Consider the following 15,272-nt stretch of genomic DNA (forward strand, 5'->3'; position numbering starts at 1 on the left):
CCTTTTCCACTTCTTATTTACCAATCTGTCAATGAACTTTCCGTGTTTTGCGGGGTGCAAATGTAACTTCTGTTTTTAAATCTCACAAGCTTTTTTGAATCTTTTTTTGAAAAAATTTTTCCTTCCAAAATTCGTTTGCTTGTCAGTATTTCAGTGAACGTCTATCGCTGTTGCGGGTGCAAAAGTAGCACCTTTATTTACATTTACAAGCCTTTTTTTTATATAATTTCAATCTTTTTTATAAATCGCTGGTTTTGCGGTTTTTAAAATGCAAAGTTTTTTTCGCTGTGTGGGAGTTTTGGTGTGTTTTGCCTTGTTTTGCTTGTTTTTGCCGCAAAGGCACTAAGGCACCAAGGTTTTATGGTTTGCTTTTTTTATGGGTTCTTTGGGCTGAAAAAGTCTCAAAACTGTATTTTGGACTGGTTTTGTTCGCGAAAAGATGCCCGCTTTACTCTTAACCTCAGATTTTCTTCTGAAAACTGCTGCCCTAGCCCCGATAGAAGTGGAAATCCTTTTGCTTTTTTCTTTAAAAAGCAAAAGATTGGAACGGATAGCGGGAAATAGCTCCTTCTAAAAACTAAATTCCAATTTTTTAAATCCCAGATTGAAAAATGCTTCGACTTCGTTCAGCAGGGCATAAATCATACTTATTATATATGTATAAAAACAAACCCGGCAGATTTCGGAAACTGTCGAGTGATATTGAAATCTACTATTTTATATAGCATGTACGAATACACCTTATACATGTATAAAAACTTACTGATATTTGAGAACAAATTTTCATACTTATATATTAATAGTATAAAGATGAATATATGTATTGTATGTATTTTTGTAATGCGTTATATTTGCATTCACAAAATTATAAACAATGATTAAGATTACTTTACCCGATGGGTCAATTAGAGAGTTTGCTTCAGGCATAACTCCGATGGAGGTTGCTAAAAGCATTAGTGAAGGATTTGCCAGAAATGTAATTTCTGCATCTTTTAATGGTACAACAATTGAAACCGAAACTCCATTGACGACCGACGGTAGTCTTATTTTATATACCTGGAATGATGCGGAAGGTAAAAAAGCTTTCTGGCATTCGACTTCGCACGTAATGGCACAAGCGCTTGAGGAATTGTATCCCGGAATTAAACTAACTCTTGGACCTGCAATTTCTAACGGTTTCTATTATGATGTAGATTTTGAAGACCAAAAGATTACTGATGCAGACTTTAAAAAGATCGAAGATCGTGTTCTTGAAATTTCAAGAGGTAAACATGAGTTCAAAATGCGTCCGGTTAGTAAAGCTGATGCTTTAGAGTTATATAAAGACAACGTTTACAAGACTGAATTGATTTCGAATCTTGAAGACGGAACTATTACTTTTTGTGATCATGCTACTTTTACTGATTTGTGTAGAGGTGGACATATTCCGAATACCGGAATTATCAAAGCTTTTAAAATCATGAGCGTTGCCGGTGCTTACTGGAGAGGTGACGAGAAAAACAAACAGTTAACACGCGTTTATGGAACTTCTTTTCCTAAACAAAAAGACTTAACTGAATATCTTGAACTTCTTGAAGAAGCAAAACGTCGTGATCACCGTAAATTAGGTAAGGAACTTGAATTGTTTGCTTTTTCTCAAAAAGTTGGACAAGGTTTACCTTTATGGCTACCAAAAGGTGCTGCACTTAGAGATCGTTTAGAGCAGTTTTTAAAGAAAGCTCAAAAGAAAGCCGGATACGAGCAAGTAGTTACTCCACACATTGGACAGAAAGAACTTTATGTAACTTCTGGTCACTATGCTAAATATGGTGCCGATAGTTTTCAGCCCATCAATACTCCTGCTGAAGGTGAAGAATTTTTATTGAAACCAATGAACTGTCCTCACCATTGCGAGATTTATAATGTAAGACCTTGGTCATATAAAGATTTACCAAAGCGTTATGCTGAATTTGGTACTGTATACAGATATGAGCAATCTGGTGAATTGCATGGTTTAACTCGTGTAAGAGGGTTTACTCAGGATGATGCACATATTTTTTGTACTCCGGAACAATTAGATGAAGAGTTCAAAAAAGTAATTGATCTTGTACTTTATGTATTCGGTTCGTTAGGTTTTGAAAACTTTACTGCTCAAATTTCGCTAAGAGATCAGGAAAACAGAGAGAAATACATTGGTTCTGATGAAAACTGGGAGAAAGCTGAAAATGCTATTATCAACGCTGCTGCTGATAAAGGACTAAATACTGTTGTAGAATATGGCGAGGCTGCTTTTTATGGTCCGAAGCTTGACTTTATGGTAAAAGATGCTTTAGGAAGACAATGGCAATTAGGAACTATTCAAGTTGATTACAACTTGCCTGAGCGTTTTGAATTGACATATAAAGGTGCTGATAATGAATTACATCGCCCAGTTATGATTCACAGAGCTCCTTTTGGTTCTATGGAACGATTTATCGCAATTTTACTGGAACATACTGCAGGAAATTTCCCACTTTGGCTTATGCCGGAACAGGCTATAATCTTGTCTTTGAGTGAGAAATACGAAATTTATGCTAAAAAAGTTTTAGATTTGCTAGAAAATCACGAAATTCGCGCCCTAATTGACAACAGAAATGAGACAATTGGCAAGAAAATTAGAGATGCAGAAATGCAAAAAATACCATTTATGCTGATTGTTGGTGAGGAAGAAGAGAAAAACGGAACTATTTCAATTCGTCGTCATGGTCAAGAAGGAAAAGGGAATATTACAGTTACAATTGATGAATTTGTCGCTATTGTAAACGAAGAAATAAAAAAGACATTAAAAGTTTTTACAGTTTAACTTAAATTATAAAGTCATAGCAATAAGAAGCAACAGAGGTTACCAACCTCGAGTAGAAAAAAAGGATGCACACAGAATAAATAATAATATTCGTGGTGTACAAGAAGTAAGACTAGTAGGCGAGAACATCGAACCAGGTGTATTTAAGCTTGCAGAAGCTTTACGTTTAGCAGATCAATTCGAATTGGATTTGGTTGAAATTTCGCCAAACGCCGAGCCGCCGGTTTGTAAAATCATGGATTACAAGAAATTTGTTTACGAACAAAAGAAACGTGATAAGGTATTAAAAGCTAAATCTACGCAAGTTGTAGTAAAAGAAATTCGTTTTGGTCCTCAGACTGATGAGCATGATTATGAGTTTAAAAGAAAAAATGCTGAGAAGTTCCTTAAAGAAGGTGCCAAATTAAAAGCATTCGTTTTCTTTAAAGGACGTTCTATTATCTATAAAGATCAAGGACAGATTTTATTATTGCGTTTGGCTACAGATTTAGAAGAGCATGGTAAAGTAGAAGCTATGCCTGTTTTAGAAGGTAAGAGAATGATTATGTTCATTGCTCCGAAAAAGAAAAAATAATCAGTTTGCAGTTTCAGTATTCAGTCTTGAATTTGGAACTGCTAATCTGAAATAAAATAAGTAAGTAAGAATAAATTAAAACACTAGGAAAAATGCCTAAAATGAAAACAAAATCTAGCGCCAAGAAACGTTTTAAAGTTACTGGTTCTGGAAAAATTAAAAGAAAGCATGCTTTTAAAAGTCACATCTTGACCAAAAAATCTAAAAAACGTAAATTAGCTTTGACACACTCAGCGTTAGTTCACTCTACAGATATGAAAAGCATCAAACAACAATTAAGAATTATCTAATAATTCTTTAGGTTAAAAAATTATTTAAATAACCTTGGAGTATGGCTTTTAAGTTCCTTTGATTCAATTCAGGACGCCTGCTACAAAAACACATTAAAATTATGCCAAGATCGGTAAATTCAGTTGCTAAAAGAGCAAGAAGAAAAAAAATAATGAAGCAAGCCAAAGGTTTCTTTGGTAGACGTAAAAACGTTTGGACAGTTGCTAAGAATGCGGTAGAGAAAGCGATGAGCTACGCTTACCGTGACAGAAAACAGAATAAAAGAAATTTCCGTGCTTTATGGATTCAACGTATCAACGCTGGAGCTAGATTAGAGGGAATGTCTTATTCTCAATTCATGGGAAAAGTTAAAGCTAACGGAATCGAATTGAACCGTAAAGTTCTTGCAGATTTAGCTATGAACCACCCAGAAGCTTTCAAAGCAATACTTAATAAAGTAAAATAAACGTTTTATAAACTCAATTTAGATTACTTACTTATCATAGAAAAGCCATTCGCATTGCGAGTGGCTTTTTGCTTTAAAATAGTCAAAGGAATACATCTTTAGAAATTAATTTTAAAAGTACATTTGTATTAAATCAAAAAACAAATGCACGACGCACTTTTTCGACATATCGAAAAATTCATCACTTTAGAACCTTCGGAGATCGATATAGTAGAATCATGTCTACAGCTTTCTAATATAAAAAAGAAAGAACATCTTTTAAAAGAAGGACAGGTTTGCACTACCATGTATTTTGTTGTTAAAGGCTGTATGAGACAATATATCATAAATACCAAGGGGAGCGAACAAACACTTCAATTTGGCATTGAGAATTGGTGGATTACTGATTTACTAAGTTATTATAATCATACTCCTTCTCATTTCTATATTCAGGCTGTGGAGAACTCAGAAGTTATTGCTATTGAGAAACCAATATTAGAAGCACTTCTAATTCAAATTCCGAAACTAGAACGTTATTTTAGAATTGTATCTCAAAAATCTTTTGGAGCCATGCAAATGCGGATTAAATTCTTATTCACTATGTCTGCTGAAGAACGCTACCATCATTTTAATAATCACTTTCCAGAATTTGTACAACGTGTTCCTCAATATATGATTGCTTCTTATTTAGATTTCTCTGCAGAATTTATGAGTAAAATAAGAGCTGGCAAGATCTGATTCTTCATTTCTTGAAGTAGTTCAAGTTTTTAAAGTTCGATATCCCTCAACTTTGTATCAAACTTTAAAAACACACAAAATGACATCAAGAATTATTATCCCAACAGTTGCCCCACAAGCTTATCAAGCCATGATGAATTTAGAGAAATACATTTCTACTACTTCATTAACATCTGTACATAAAGAATTAATTAAGATCCGCGCTTCTCAAATAAATGGCTGTGCTTATTGTATTAATATGCATACAGCTGATGCAAGAAAATATGGTGTATCTGAGCAACGTATCTATTTATTAAGTGCCTGGCGTGAAGCTGATGTTTACTCTCAGGAAGAAAAGGCAATTTTAGCTTTAACAGAAGAAATTACACTAATTACCAACCATGTTTCTGACGAAGTATATCAAAATGCCGCTAATTTATTTGATGAAAAATACCTCGCAGAAATTATTATGATGATTATTACCATTAACGCATGGAATCGAATAGGAATTAGTACAGGACTGAGAGCGGTATAATTTTATAAAGATAATTTTTACAACATTTAGATCAACTACAAGCCTTCCTGCGTGAAGGCTTTTTGTATATGCCTCTAAATGAGAATCTCAATTTCTTAATTTTGAAAATTTTTTAAAAACAGGTATTTATACGTGTTTTCAACACTTAGAATTCTATATTTTTGGCGCATGATACCACAAAGAATACAATTCTATCTCTATATATTGTTTGCCTTAATTGTCATTATTTTCTCTTGTCAAAAAAACAGTAACGAAAACAATAAACCAAAAGAATCAAAAAAACAAATTGATCACTTAATTCATAAAGCAGATCAATTTGATAAAGAAGAAAAGTTTAGCAACGCTTTTTATTACTATAATCAAGCGAAACTAAATGCAAACCAAAAAACTGATATAGGAAAAATTGCATTTTCGCTTTTAAAGATGTCTGAAATACAACAAAACAATGGCGATTACATTGGCAGTGAAACAACTGCAACAGAAGCAATTCCATATATAAATAAAGCAAACAACCTAGATTATACATGGACTATATATCGTATACTTGGAATTAATTATTTTTCTACTTATAATTTTGAAAGTTCAATTCTTTACTACCAAAAGGCTTATCAATTAAAAACTGATAAAAAGCGAAAAATAGCAATGAAAAACAATATTGCTTTAGTATATCGCGAACAAAAAAAATATAAACAAGCTATTCAAATATTCAAAACTATCCTTAATGAGCAAGAGATTAAAAATAATCCTTTACTGTTTTCTAAAGTTCTTGACAATCTAGGATCTTGCTACACTCTAGACGGTAATCCAATTGCAATAGATTTTCTGAATCAGGCGCTACAAATTAGATTAAAACAAAAAGATGCTTTAGGTTTAGGAATGAGTTATAAGCATTTGGCAGAATTTTACAAAAATAGCAATCCTGAATTATCAAAAAAATATGCAAAACTAGCTTATGAAAAATACACCGAAGCAAATTGTATAGATGACCGGTTAAACTCTTTAGAATTAATAATCAAAAGCAGTAATGGTAGCGAACTGAAGAAAAATTCAATTACATACATTGAATTGGTTGATAGTATTTCTACAGTAAGACAAAAAGCAAAAAATGAGTTTGCAAGAATTAAATATGATTCCAAAAAAGAAAAAGTTGAAAATTTAGAATTAAAAGCCAATAAAACAGAAAACGAATTACAATTAGAGAGACAAAAAAATCGAAATATTGTTTCATACATCATCATTGCATTTAGTTTGTTTTTAATTTTAATACTTTATTTTTACATGACTGCCAGAGCAACAAAAGATAAAATTGAAGCAACATATCAAAGTGAGACACGTATTTCCAAGAAATTACACGATGAATTAGCCAACGATATTTATCACACTATGGCTTTTGCAGAAAATAAAAATCTTTCTATTGCTGAAAATAAGGAACAATTACTAAATCATTTAGACGCTATTTATTTAAGGACAAGAGATATTTCTAAAGAAAATAGTCCTGTTATAACAAACGAAAACTACGTTTTTTATTTAAAAGAAATGATCTCGGGATTTGACACCACCAATACAAATCTCCTTATTAATGGCTTAGATATTATTTCCTGGGATGATATTGAAAGAAATAAAAAAATAGCTGTTTACAGAGTTTTGCAGGAATTACTTGTGAACATGAAAAAACATAGTAATGCAACATTGGTTGGTATTACATTTAAAACTGTAGATAAAAATATCTTTATTAATTATACAGACAATGGAAAAGGCGTAAACATTGATGACATCACTTTTAATAACGGATTACACAATGTTGAACAAAGAGTTTTAAATATTAAAGGGCAAATTGACATTGATTCTGCACCTCAAAAAGGTTTTAAAGTTTTTTTTAAATTTCCAATATAGCAATGAAAAAACTTTATATTCTTTTTCAAAGGAAAAGGGTTTTAAAAAATCTCCTCGCCATTCTGATATTATTTCTAATAGTAGGTGTTTTCTATTTATTAAAACCTTTAAAAAGTGAAAAACTGACCAATAGAAAAAGTAACAAAACAGAGATAAGAAAAATTCTTGCTAAAGCTGATTTCTTTTTCGATAATTATATAGAAGACAGCTCTTATTATTATTATAATAAGGCACAATCGCTTTGTGATACAAAAGTTGATTACATTGATTACGTATACGCTATAACTTGTATGGCCAGTATTGAGTCTGAACAAGGAGATTTTATAGCAAGTGAGTTATTACTAACCAAAACTCTTCCCTATTTAAAAAAAATAAAAAAACCAAGGTTTGCAGCAAATATATATGGGCACTTTGCAGATAATTATTACTATACGTACGATTATAATAATTCTCTTTTCTATCAGAGAAAAGCCTTGCATTTAAAAACCAGTACCTATAGAAAGATAGTCGTTTTGAATGGTATGTGTTTAAATTTTATTAAACAAAAAAAGTACAAACTGTCAGAAAAAATATTACTTTCTCTATTAAAAATCAGACCTGAGTATACAGAGGTCAAAGAAATAAATGCAACTGAATACGCCAGAATTCTAGACAATTTAGGCATATGTTACATTGAACAGGGCAAACCCGAATCTTTAGAATATTTTCAAAAAAGTCTTGCCATCAATCTGGAATTAAAAAACTACAACCAACTGACTTACAACTACAAACATCTTTCGGAATACTATCAAAAACCAAATCCTTCAATAGCAAAATATTATGGCCAAAAAGCATATAATCTCGCAACACGACTAAAAAACACAAAAAACAAAATTCAAAGCCTAGATTTGATTATCAGAAGCAGTGAAGGAAATGATTTGAAAAAATATACTCAAATTTTCATAGCGCTTGTTGATAGCGCAAATGAGGCCACTCTAAAAGCAAAAAATCAATTTGCAAGAATTAAATATGATTCCAAGCAAGATAGATTCGAAAATTTACAGCTTAAAAGTCAAAAAGCACAGAACGAATTGCAGCTAGAAAGGCAAAAAAAACGAAATTTAGTTTCTTATATCATTATATTATTTACGACAGGATTAAGTTTATTACTTTATTTTTATTTGACTTCAAAGGGACGAAAAGAAAAAAATAACGAAATCTTAAAAAGTGAAATGCGAATTTCTAAAAAACTACATGATGAATTAGCTAACGATGTTTATGAAACCCTTTCTTTTGCGCAAAGAAAAGATCTGGAACATCGGGAAAATAAGGAACATTTTATAAATAATCTAGACATTCTGTATTCAAAAACTAGAAAAATTTCTAAAGAGAATAGTACAATAGCAACAAACGAATTCTATGAAATTGCTTTAAAGGAAATGATTTCTGAATTTAAAACTCCACATGTAAACATTTTATTGAATGGATTAGATGCTATTGACTGGAATCAAATTGATAAAAACAAAAAGATTACACTATACCGGGTTTTACAGGAGTTGTTTTTGAACATGAAAAAACACAGCAATGCCACTTTAGTAAGTGCAATTTTTAAAATAAGTTCAAATAATTTAACAATAATATATACGGATAATGGTATAGGAATAAGTGACAACGACTTAATTTTTAAAAATGGCCTCCAAAATGTGGAAAACCGTATTAAAACTATAAATGGAACCATTACTTTTGACAATAATCCTACAAAAGGTTTTAAATTAAGTTTCTCGTTTCCTTTATAAACAATCAATATGTACAAAAAAGTTTTAGTTGCCGAAGATCTAGATAGTATTAGTATAGCTGTTATTCAAGTACTTGAAGAACTAAAAGTTCCTGTAATTGATCATGTAAAATATTGCGATGATGGAATTTTGAAAATTAAAAAAGCCTTAAATGATAATGAACCATATGATTTATTAATTACTGATTTGTCTTTTAAATCAGATCATCGTAAAGTAAATTTAACTTGTGGAGAAGATTTAGTAGGAGCTATTAATGCTGTTCAGCCTAAACTTAAAAAAATTGTATTCTCGATTGAAGATAAATCATACCGAATAAAATCACTTTTTAATGATTTTAAAATTAATGCATACGTTTCAAAAGGAAGAAACAGCATAAACGAATTAAAGAAAGCAATCGAAAGGACATTTAAAAACGAAGAAAAAATCCTTTCATCGGATTTATCTTTTAGTTTCAATGATAAAACTTTGATCGAAATAGAAAGTTATGATATTTCTATTTTAAAATTATTAGCTCAGGGCCTTACATTAGAAAATATTTCCAGCGAATTTAAAGCGAGTTCAATAGCTCCAAATGGAACCAGTAGTCTGGAAAAACGAATTAATAAATTGAAAATTTACTTTAAGGCTAACAATAATGTCCATTTAATTGCAATCGCAAAAGACTTTGGTCTTGTTTAATTATATGGTTTTACGGTTTCCCGTAAGGAAATTGTTATTTATAGATTTAAGTTTGTTTTAAATCTATTAACCTACAAAATGAAACCACATTTTAATATCGATTCAGAAGAGATGCAGTACCGGAAATTTATTTCCAAATTTTATACAACAAAAAATAAAATTATAATGAAAACAATGTTACTCTGTCTATTTCTATCTATAAGCTTTGCTTTAGTGTCAGAAAAAACAGGATGGTTAGAAATTAACTGGAAAATGATCTTCATACCAGCACTTTTAGTTTTACAAATAATAATTATATCAACTGCTTTAAAGAATAGATATAAAAAACATTAGCTTGCTGCGTTAAAGTATCAAAAAAATTAAAAATACCAGATTCATTCTTAAATCTGGAAATGGTTTATATTTGATATTTTAAACATTACATGAAAAACAGTCTAAGCCTTTTAATTTTATTCTTTACACTTCATTCATTTTCGCAGGTCAAAATTCTTTCCTGGAATTTAGAAAACTTTGGAAAATCAAAAACAGATTCTGAGTTAAACCTTATAGCGAATACTATTCGTAACTACGATATTATTGCCATTCAGGAAGTTGTAGCAGGCTATGGAGGGGCTCAGGCGGTGGCAAAACTGGCAGAAATCCTGAACGAAAAAGGAATAAAATGGGACTATAGCATTAGTAATCCTACAAGTGGTGACAGTTACAAAAAAGAAAGATATGCCTATATCTGGAAAACATCAAAAGCTAAACTTAAAGGCAATACCTGGCTGGAAAAAAAATATCATTTAGAAATTGATCGCGAACCTTATTTTGCCACCTTTATAATCGACAAAAAAACGCTTACCTTAGTTAATTTTCATGCTATTACTAAAAAGAAACAGCCTGAAAAAGAAATCAAGTATTTTAAATTTCTACCGCAACAATACCCAAACCTAAAATTAGTTTTTATCGGGGATTTTAATTGTCCGGAATCACATACTGTTTTTAATCCATTGAAAAAAATGGGGTTCTCTCCTATTTTAGAAAAACAAAAGACAACATTAAAACAAGAATGTAAAGATAATATCTGTCTGGCATCTGAGTTTGATAATATTTTTTACAAGAAAAATAATTTAAAATATATTAACTCTGGCATAATTCTATTTTACAAAACATTTGATTCCTTACAAGAAGCCCGAAAAATATCCGATCATATTCCGATTTGGTTTGAATTTTCCTTAAAGTAATTACGTTTTCAACTTTTTCTTTCTGGCTGCAGGAAATAATACATTATTAAGTATTAGTCTATAACCTGGTGAATTAGGATGTAAATCTAATACCGTTGGCGGATCACCAACCTGATGTTGAAAATCTTCGGGATCATGGCCTCCAAAAAAAGTAAACATTCCTTTTCCTTTTTCTCCATGAATGTATCTTGCCTCACCATTTAATTCGCAGGTACCCATTACTAAAACATTGGATTTTACTAAAGCAGAATCAAAAGAAGTAGTTTGCCCCATAAATCCTTTAACTAATTGCGTATGATTTTGGCACAACATACTTGGAATCGGATCCCATTTTGCTGAAAATTCCATCAAAGAAAAATAATCTTTTTCCATTGGAATTCTGCGTTTTAAAGTCATATCAATATCTGAAAACTCATATTGCTCAGGACGTCTCTCTAATGTGAAATTTTTAAAAGCAAACGAATTTCCAAAATTCAATTTCGATTGATAATATGGTTCACTTGCATCCCCGTCAAACATTGCTTCGCAAATATCTACACCATCAGCAGCTAGCGCAATATCAAAACTATCTGTTGCAGAACACATTGCAAACATAAACCCACCGCCAATAACAAAATCTCTTATTTTTTTTGCTACTGCTCCTTTTTCCTGAGATACTTTTGAATATCCTAATTTTGCCGCCAGAGCTTCTGCGTCCTTTTTTTGATCAATATACCAAGGTGTATTTTTGTATGCAGCATAAAATTTTCCATATTGTCCTGTGAAATCTTCATGATGCAGGTGAAGCCAATCATATAATAGTAATTGATCACTTAAAACTTCCTCATCATAAATTGGTGTAAATGGTATTTCGGCGTATGTTAAAACCAATGTCACCGCATCATCCCAGGGTTGTTTACCTTTTGGAGTATAAACGGCAATTTTTGGTGCTTTTTCAAGAATCACAGATTCCATATTTTGAGAAGGGCTGGAGATTTCACTTAAAATCGAAGCTTCTTCACTATCTGAAAGCACTTCAAAGCTTACTCCGCGAATTTGACATTCTTTTCGGATTTCTGCAACATCAGGAAGCAAGAAAGAACCACCTCTATAATTTAGCAACCAGCTGGCTTTGTAATCTTTACTTAAACACCAATATGTAATTCCATATGCTTTAAGATGATTTTGCTGTGTTGTTTCATCCATTGGAAGTAGAAGAAATGAAGCTTTAGCGGTCAACGAAAAAAGAAATATAAATATGTAAACTAAACTTTTATGCATTATAAATTATTTTAGTAAAGATATAAAGGAAGAATTAAAAAACACAATAGCTTAGGGTAATTTACGACACTACACAATTATGAAGTTAAAATAATTTTGAAACTAAAAATTTATGATGCAAAATCAGGTATAAACACCTATTATGAAAATATAGTTTCTATTTAAATTTGTTTATCGAAATAATCAATTAATGAATCAGTGAAAAATTTAACAATGAAAATTAATGGCAGTAAAAACCAACCGAAAGGATTAAGCATATTACAGAAAATAGGTATTTGCGCCCTAATAATGATAATAATTATTTATTATGTATTGTCAATTCAATTTTTAACCAGCTAAATTTTATATTGTTAAGACTGCTATTTCGTTTTGAATCGCATAAACAACCAATCCTGCAATATTTCTGGATTCAGTTTTAAGCAGCAGATTATTGCGGTGCCCTTCAACAGTTCTCGGACTTAAAAAAAGATGATCTGCTATTTCTGTGGTTGTTTTTTGCAGACAGATAAGTTGAAGAATTTCTATCTCACGAGGTGAAAGGAAACCAGTTTCTAAATTTCCCTTTGAGTTTTTAGATGAAACAATAGTTTCTTGAATTGTTTTTAAAACTATTTGGCTGTAATAAAACCCTTTTTTTGCTACTTCATTAACAGTATGAATTAAATCTTTGGGGGTTGTATTTTTTATTAAATAAGCAACAGCACCAACCTGAATCATATTTGCAACAAATGATTTTGTGTCATAACTGGTTAGCGCTATTATTTTGATATCCGGATAAGATTTGCGAATAATTTTTGTGGCCTCAACTCCATTTAAAACAGGCATTTTCAAATCCATTATTATAATATCGGGCTTTGATTCGCTGCTATTTAATTTGGAAATAAGCTCTTCTCCGTTTGAAGCCTCAAAAATAATTTCAAAATTATCTTCCTTTTGCAATAAAAAAGCGATTCCCTTCCGAAATAAAACTTCGTCATCGACTAAAGCAATTTTTACAATGCTGCTCATTTTATTTATGTATTTGGTTCTTTGGAATTTCGAAATTACAAAATATGCTTTAGAAAATGGGAAAAAGCAATTTATTTTATTGATCAAATACAACTATTAATCTTAAAAGAGCTTTAAAAAGTAAACATTACCGCAATACCATGGTTAATTTCAGAATTTATTTTAATTGTTCCATTCAAAACAGAAATTCTGCTATCAATATTTTTCATACCAAGTCCTTTTTGATTTTCAATGTTTTGAGAATCAAAACCGACGCCATTATCTTCATAGTGACAAGTATTTATTTTCTCTATTGTTTTAAAAGCGATCCAAATTTCGGTTGCTTTTCCGTGTCTTAATGAATTATTCATCAATTCCTGTAAAATTCTAAAAACATGTAAATGACGATCAATTTCATTTTCATCAAAATCAATTTCATTTTTGTAATAAACTTTTACAGCTTTACTGCTTTCAAATTCCTCACATAATTCCTCGACACCGGCATTTAATCCAAATTTTTCGAAAACGGGCGGTAATAAATTGTGGGCAATTTTTCTGGAATTCTCTAAAGCTTTTGAAGTTAAAGCAATTATATTTTCTGTGATTTCAATAGTTTCAGCTTCTGTTAAATTTGGAGAAGTTAATAAATGACTATTCAGTGAAACTATATTTAGTTTTGAACTAATATCATCATGTAAGTCCTGAGCAATTCTTTTGCGTTCTTCTTCCTGCGTTAGTATAATAGCGTGAAGCTGCTCTTTCTGATATTGTAATATTAAATCTTTTTTTTCGAGTTCTTTCTGAATTATTTTTTTTCTTGAGAAATAGAAAAATACGATCAATATAATAGCAACAATTATAAAGAAAAGGGAAATATATAAAATAACTGCAACAAGTTCTTTTTCTGGAATCGTACTAGTATTCATAGCAAAATTTTATTACAAAGTGTGATTAAACTAATGAAGCTTTGCTTGAAAAACTTTTTATCCACTCGTATAAAATAAAGAATTGCAAAACCAAAATTAAAAATGCGTTCAATATCCAGGTTAAAAATTTCACATCATTACTAAGTCCTGATGAAAGATTTCCAACCAAAAACAAAACCGTACTTGATAATAAATACATTACAAAACCAAAACTAACATAATAATATTTTTTATCATCGGTAAGCATATTGTAAAAGTGAATCAAAGCATAAACAACCAGCAATAGAGACGTTAAAATAATTTCGAATAAATTAAGTTTCACAAACTGGCCTGAATCTAAAACTAATTGGAATCCCAAAATCAATAATGAAAATATTAATGTCGTTTTGACAAATATTTTTTGATTTTTTATCTGCAATAATGAATTATAGAACAACCCTAATAGTATCATTTGGCCAGCAAAAAACATATTGATAACAAATTGGTTATTCATTCTTAGGAAATACATTACCTCCATCGAAAACTGCATTAAAAAGGCAAAGGCTAAATAACTAACAAAAAAAACATTAGCTTTTCCCTTACGGAAAAAGCTATATGAATATAATATTAGGTTTAATAATAAAATTAAATAACCTGAATAAATTAAAAAATCATCCACTTTAATATAATTTAAAAATCAATATGGAGGGCAAGATCTTACACCATCATAAACAATCTCTTCGGCAGCCGATCTGTTTTGTTGACTTGCGGGAGGTCCGTAGACATCAATATATTGACCAGTTTCCTTATCAAATTTAGCCCCAACAAAAAGCAATGTCTTTTCTCCCTGATCATTAATCCCTATGTACGCACGAACGGCATCTGCCTCAAGCTGTAATACAAATTCTAAACTTTCACGTGGAATCAAATAAGATTTAACTTTATTTTTCGGGTCTTCAACAGTGGTGTCATCCTGATATCTCTTTTCCCACTCTTTAGCTGTAGCTAATGGAATTTGAATTGGTTCAGGAAAGGTTTCTTCGCTCATAATTTACAATTTAAATTAGTTAATAATATTAGATTTAATCAATTGGTTTGTTAATAGTTTGGCTAATCTACCGAATTAATTTTTATCTAAGAAATATTATTTGTGCAAAATAGAGTACTAAAAATCTAAATTATTAGC

General features: G+C 30.8%; 15 protein-coding genes. 10 read left to right on the forward strand and 5 right to left on the reverse strand.

Annotation, left to right across the window (positions count from 1 at the left end; all coding sequences use genetic code 11):
* Nucleotides 1–874 precede the first annotated feature (874 nt).
* From thrS to SD960_RS02705, 10 genes are all read left to right on the forward strand, one after another.
* On the forward strand, nt 875–2,821 hold the full coding sequence (thrS, locus tag SD960_RS02660) for a threonine--tRNA ligase (protein ID WP_318800702.1): 1,947 nt from the start codon (nt 875–877) through the stop codon (nt 2,819–2,821).
* A gap of 22 nt (nt 2,822–2,843) precedes the next feature.
* Nucleotides 2,844–3,395: a translation initiation factor IF-3 gene (gene infC, locus SD960_RS02665; RefSeq protein ID WP_072974136.1), complete on the forward strand. Its 552-nt coding sequence runs from the start codon at nt 2,844–2,846 to the stop codon at nt 3,393–3,395.
* A gap of 92 nt (nt 3,396–3,487) precedes the next feature.
* The gene (rpmI, locus tag SD960_RS02670; RefSeq protein ID WP_007810722.1) at nt 3,488–3,685 is read left to right on the forward strand and encodes a 50S ribosomal protein L35; all 198 of its coding nucleotides are present in this window, start codon (nt 3,488–3,490) and stop codon (nt 3,683–3,685) included.
* 101 nt (nt 3,686–3,786) lie between these two features.
* A complete protein-coding gene (gene rplT, locus SD960_RS02675; RefSeq protein WP_017498429.1) occupies nt 3,787–4,131 on the forward strand; it encodes a 50S ribosomal protein L20 in 345 nt (114 codons plus the stop codon).
* A 144-nt stretch (nt 4,132–4,275) separates the two neighbouring features.
* Nucleotides 4,276–4,848 carry a Crp/Fnr family transcriptional regulator gene (locus SD960_RS02680; protein WP_318800725.1) on the forward strand — a complete coding sequence of 191 codons (573 nt, stop codon included), beginning with the start codon at nt 4,276–4,278 and terminating at the stop codon, nt 4,846–4,848.
* A gap of 79 nt (nt 4,849–4,927) precedes the next feature.
* A complete protein-coding gene (locus tag SD960_RS02685) occupies nt 4,928–5,362 on the forward strand; it encodes a carboxymuconolactone decarboxylase family protein (RefSeq protein ID WP_318800726.1) in 435 nt (144 codons plus the stop codon).
* Between the two features lie 168 nt (nt 5,363–5,530).
* Nucleotides 5,531–7,255, forward strand: a complete 1,725-nt coding sequence (locus SD960_RS02690; RefSeq protein ID WP_318800727.1) for an ATP-binding protein — start codon at nt 5,531–5,533, stop codon at nt 7,253–7,255.
* Between the two features lie 2 nt (nt 7,256–7,257).
* On the forward strand, nt 7,258–9,030 hold the full coding sequence (locus SD960_RS02695) for a sensor histidine kinase (protein ID WP_318800728.1): 1,773 nt from the start codon (nt 7,258–7,260) through the stop codon (nt 9,028–9,030).
* Between the two features lie 9 nt (nt 9,031–9,039).
* A complete protein-coding gene (locus SD960_RS02700; protein ID WP_318800730.1) occupies nt 9,040–9,708 on the forward strand; it encodes a response regulator in 669 nt (222 codons plus the stop codon).
* Nucleotides 9,709–10,130: 422 nt separating this feature from the next.
* Nucleotides 10,131–10,934: an endonuclease/exonuclease/phosphatase family protein gene (locus SD960_RS02705; RefSeq protein WP_318800731.1), complete on the forward strand. Its 804-nt coding sequence runs from the start codon at nt 10,131–10,133 to the stop codon at nt 10,932–10,934.
* Here SD960_RS02705 and SD960_RS02710 read toward each other — a convergent pair whose 3' ends face one another.
* The 5 genes from SD960_RS02710 to SD960_RS02730 form a co-directional block, all read right to left on the reverse strand.
* On the reverse strand, nt 10,935–12,194 hold the full coding sequence (locus SD960_RS02710; protein WP_318800732.1) for an asparagine synthetase B: 1,260 nt from the start codon (nt 12,192–12,194) through the stop codon (nt 10,935–10,937).
* A gap of 342 nt (nt 12,195–12,536) precedes the next feature.
* Nucleotides 12,537–13,202, reverse strand: a complete 666-nt coding sequence (locus SD960_RS02715) for a response regulator transcription factor (RefSeq protein ID WP_042567362.1) — start codon at nt 13,200–13,202, stop codon at nt 12,537–12,539.
* A gap of 113 nt (nt 13,203–13,315) precedes the next feature.
* A complete protein-coding gene (locus SD960_RS02720) occupies nt 13,316–14,107 on the reverse strand; it encodes a sensor histidine kinase (RefSeq protein ID WP_318800736.1) in 792 nt (263 codons plus the stop codon).
* A gap of 25 nt (nt 14,108–14,132) precedes the next feature.
* Nucleotides 14,133–14,600 carry a hypothetical protein gene (locus SD960_RS02725; protein ID WP_318800737.1) on the reverse strand — a complete coding sequence of 156 codons (468 nt, stop codon included), beginning with the start codon at nt 14,598–14,600 and terminating at the stop codon, nt 14,133–14,135.
* A 183-nt stretch (nt 14,601–14,783) separates the two neighbouring features.
* A complete protein-coding gene (locus SD960_RS02730; RefSeq protein ID WP_318800739.1) occupies nt 14,784–15,134 on the reverse strand; it encodes a hypothetical protein in 351 nt (116 codons plus the stop codon).
* Nucleotides 15,135–15,272 lie beyond the last annotated feature (138 nt).

Source organism: Flavobacterium sp. MMLR14_040, from assembly GCF_033657265.1.
GTDB lineage: Bacteria > Bacteroidota > Bacteroidia > Flavobacteriales > Flavobacteriaceae > Flavobacterium.

Excerpts from the sequence above, each read along its gene's own strand:
- SD960_RS02685 (WP_318800726.1), top strand. The coding sequence starts at position 4,928 with ATGACATCAAGAATTATTATCCCAACAGTTGCCCCACAAGCTTATCAA.
- SD960_RS02705 (WP_318800731.1), top strand. The coding sequence starts at position 10,131 with ATGAAAAACAGTCTAAGCCTTTTAATTTTATTCTTTACACTTCATTCA.
- SD960_RS02710 (WP_318800732.1), bottom strand. The coding sequence starts at position 12,194 with ATGCATAAAAGTTTAGTTTACATATTTATATTTCTTTTTTCGTTGACC.
- rplT (WP_017498429.1), top strand. The coding sequence starts at position 3,787 with ATGCCAAGATCGGTAAATTCAGTTGCTAAAAGAGCAAGAAGAAAAAAA.
- SD960_RS02690 (WP_318800727.1), top strand. The coding sequence starts at position 5,531 with ATGATACCACAAAGAATACAATTCTATCTCTATATATTGTTTGCCTTA.
- SD960_RS02680 (WP_318800725.1), top strand. The coding sequence starts at position 4,276 with ATGCACGACGCACTTTTTCGACATATCGAAAAATTCATCACTTTAGAA.
- SD960_RS02700 (WP_318800730.1), top strand. The coding sequence starts at position 9,040 with ATGTACAAAAAAGTTTTAGTTGCCGAAGATCTAGATAGTATTAGTATA.
- SD960_RS02720 (WP_318800736.1), bottom strand. The coding sequence starts at position 14,107 with ATGAATACTAGTACGATTCCAGAAAAAGAACTTGTTGCAGTTATTTTA.
- SD960_RS02695 (WP_318800728.1), top strand. The coding sequence starts at position 7,258 with ATGAAAAAACTTTATATTCTTTTTCAAAGGAAAAGGGTTTTAAAAAAT.
- thrS (WP_318800702.1), top strand. The coding sequence starts at position 875 with ATGATTAAGATTACTTTACCCGATGGGTCAATTAGAGAGTTTGCTTCA.
- SD960_RS02725 (WP_318800737.1), bottom strand. The coding sequence starts at position 14,600 with ATGAATAACCAATTTGTTATCAATATGTTTTTTGCTGGCCAAATGATA.
- rpmI (WP_007810722.1), top strand. The coding sequence starts at position 3,488 with ATGCCTAAAATGAAAACAAAATCTAGCGCCAAGAAACGTTTTAAAGTT.
- SD960_RS02715 (WP_042567362.1), bottom strand. The coding sequence starts at position 13,202 with ATGAGCAGCATTGTAAAAATTGCTTTAGTCGATGACGAAGTTTTATTT.
- SD960_RS02730 (WP_318800739.1), bottom strand. The coding sequence starts at position 15,134 with ATGAGCGAAGAAACCTTTCCTGAACCAATTCAAATTCCATTAGCTACA.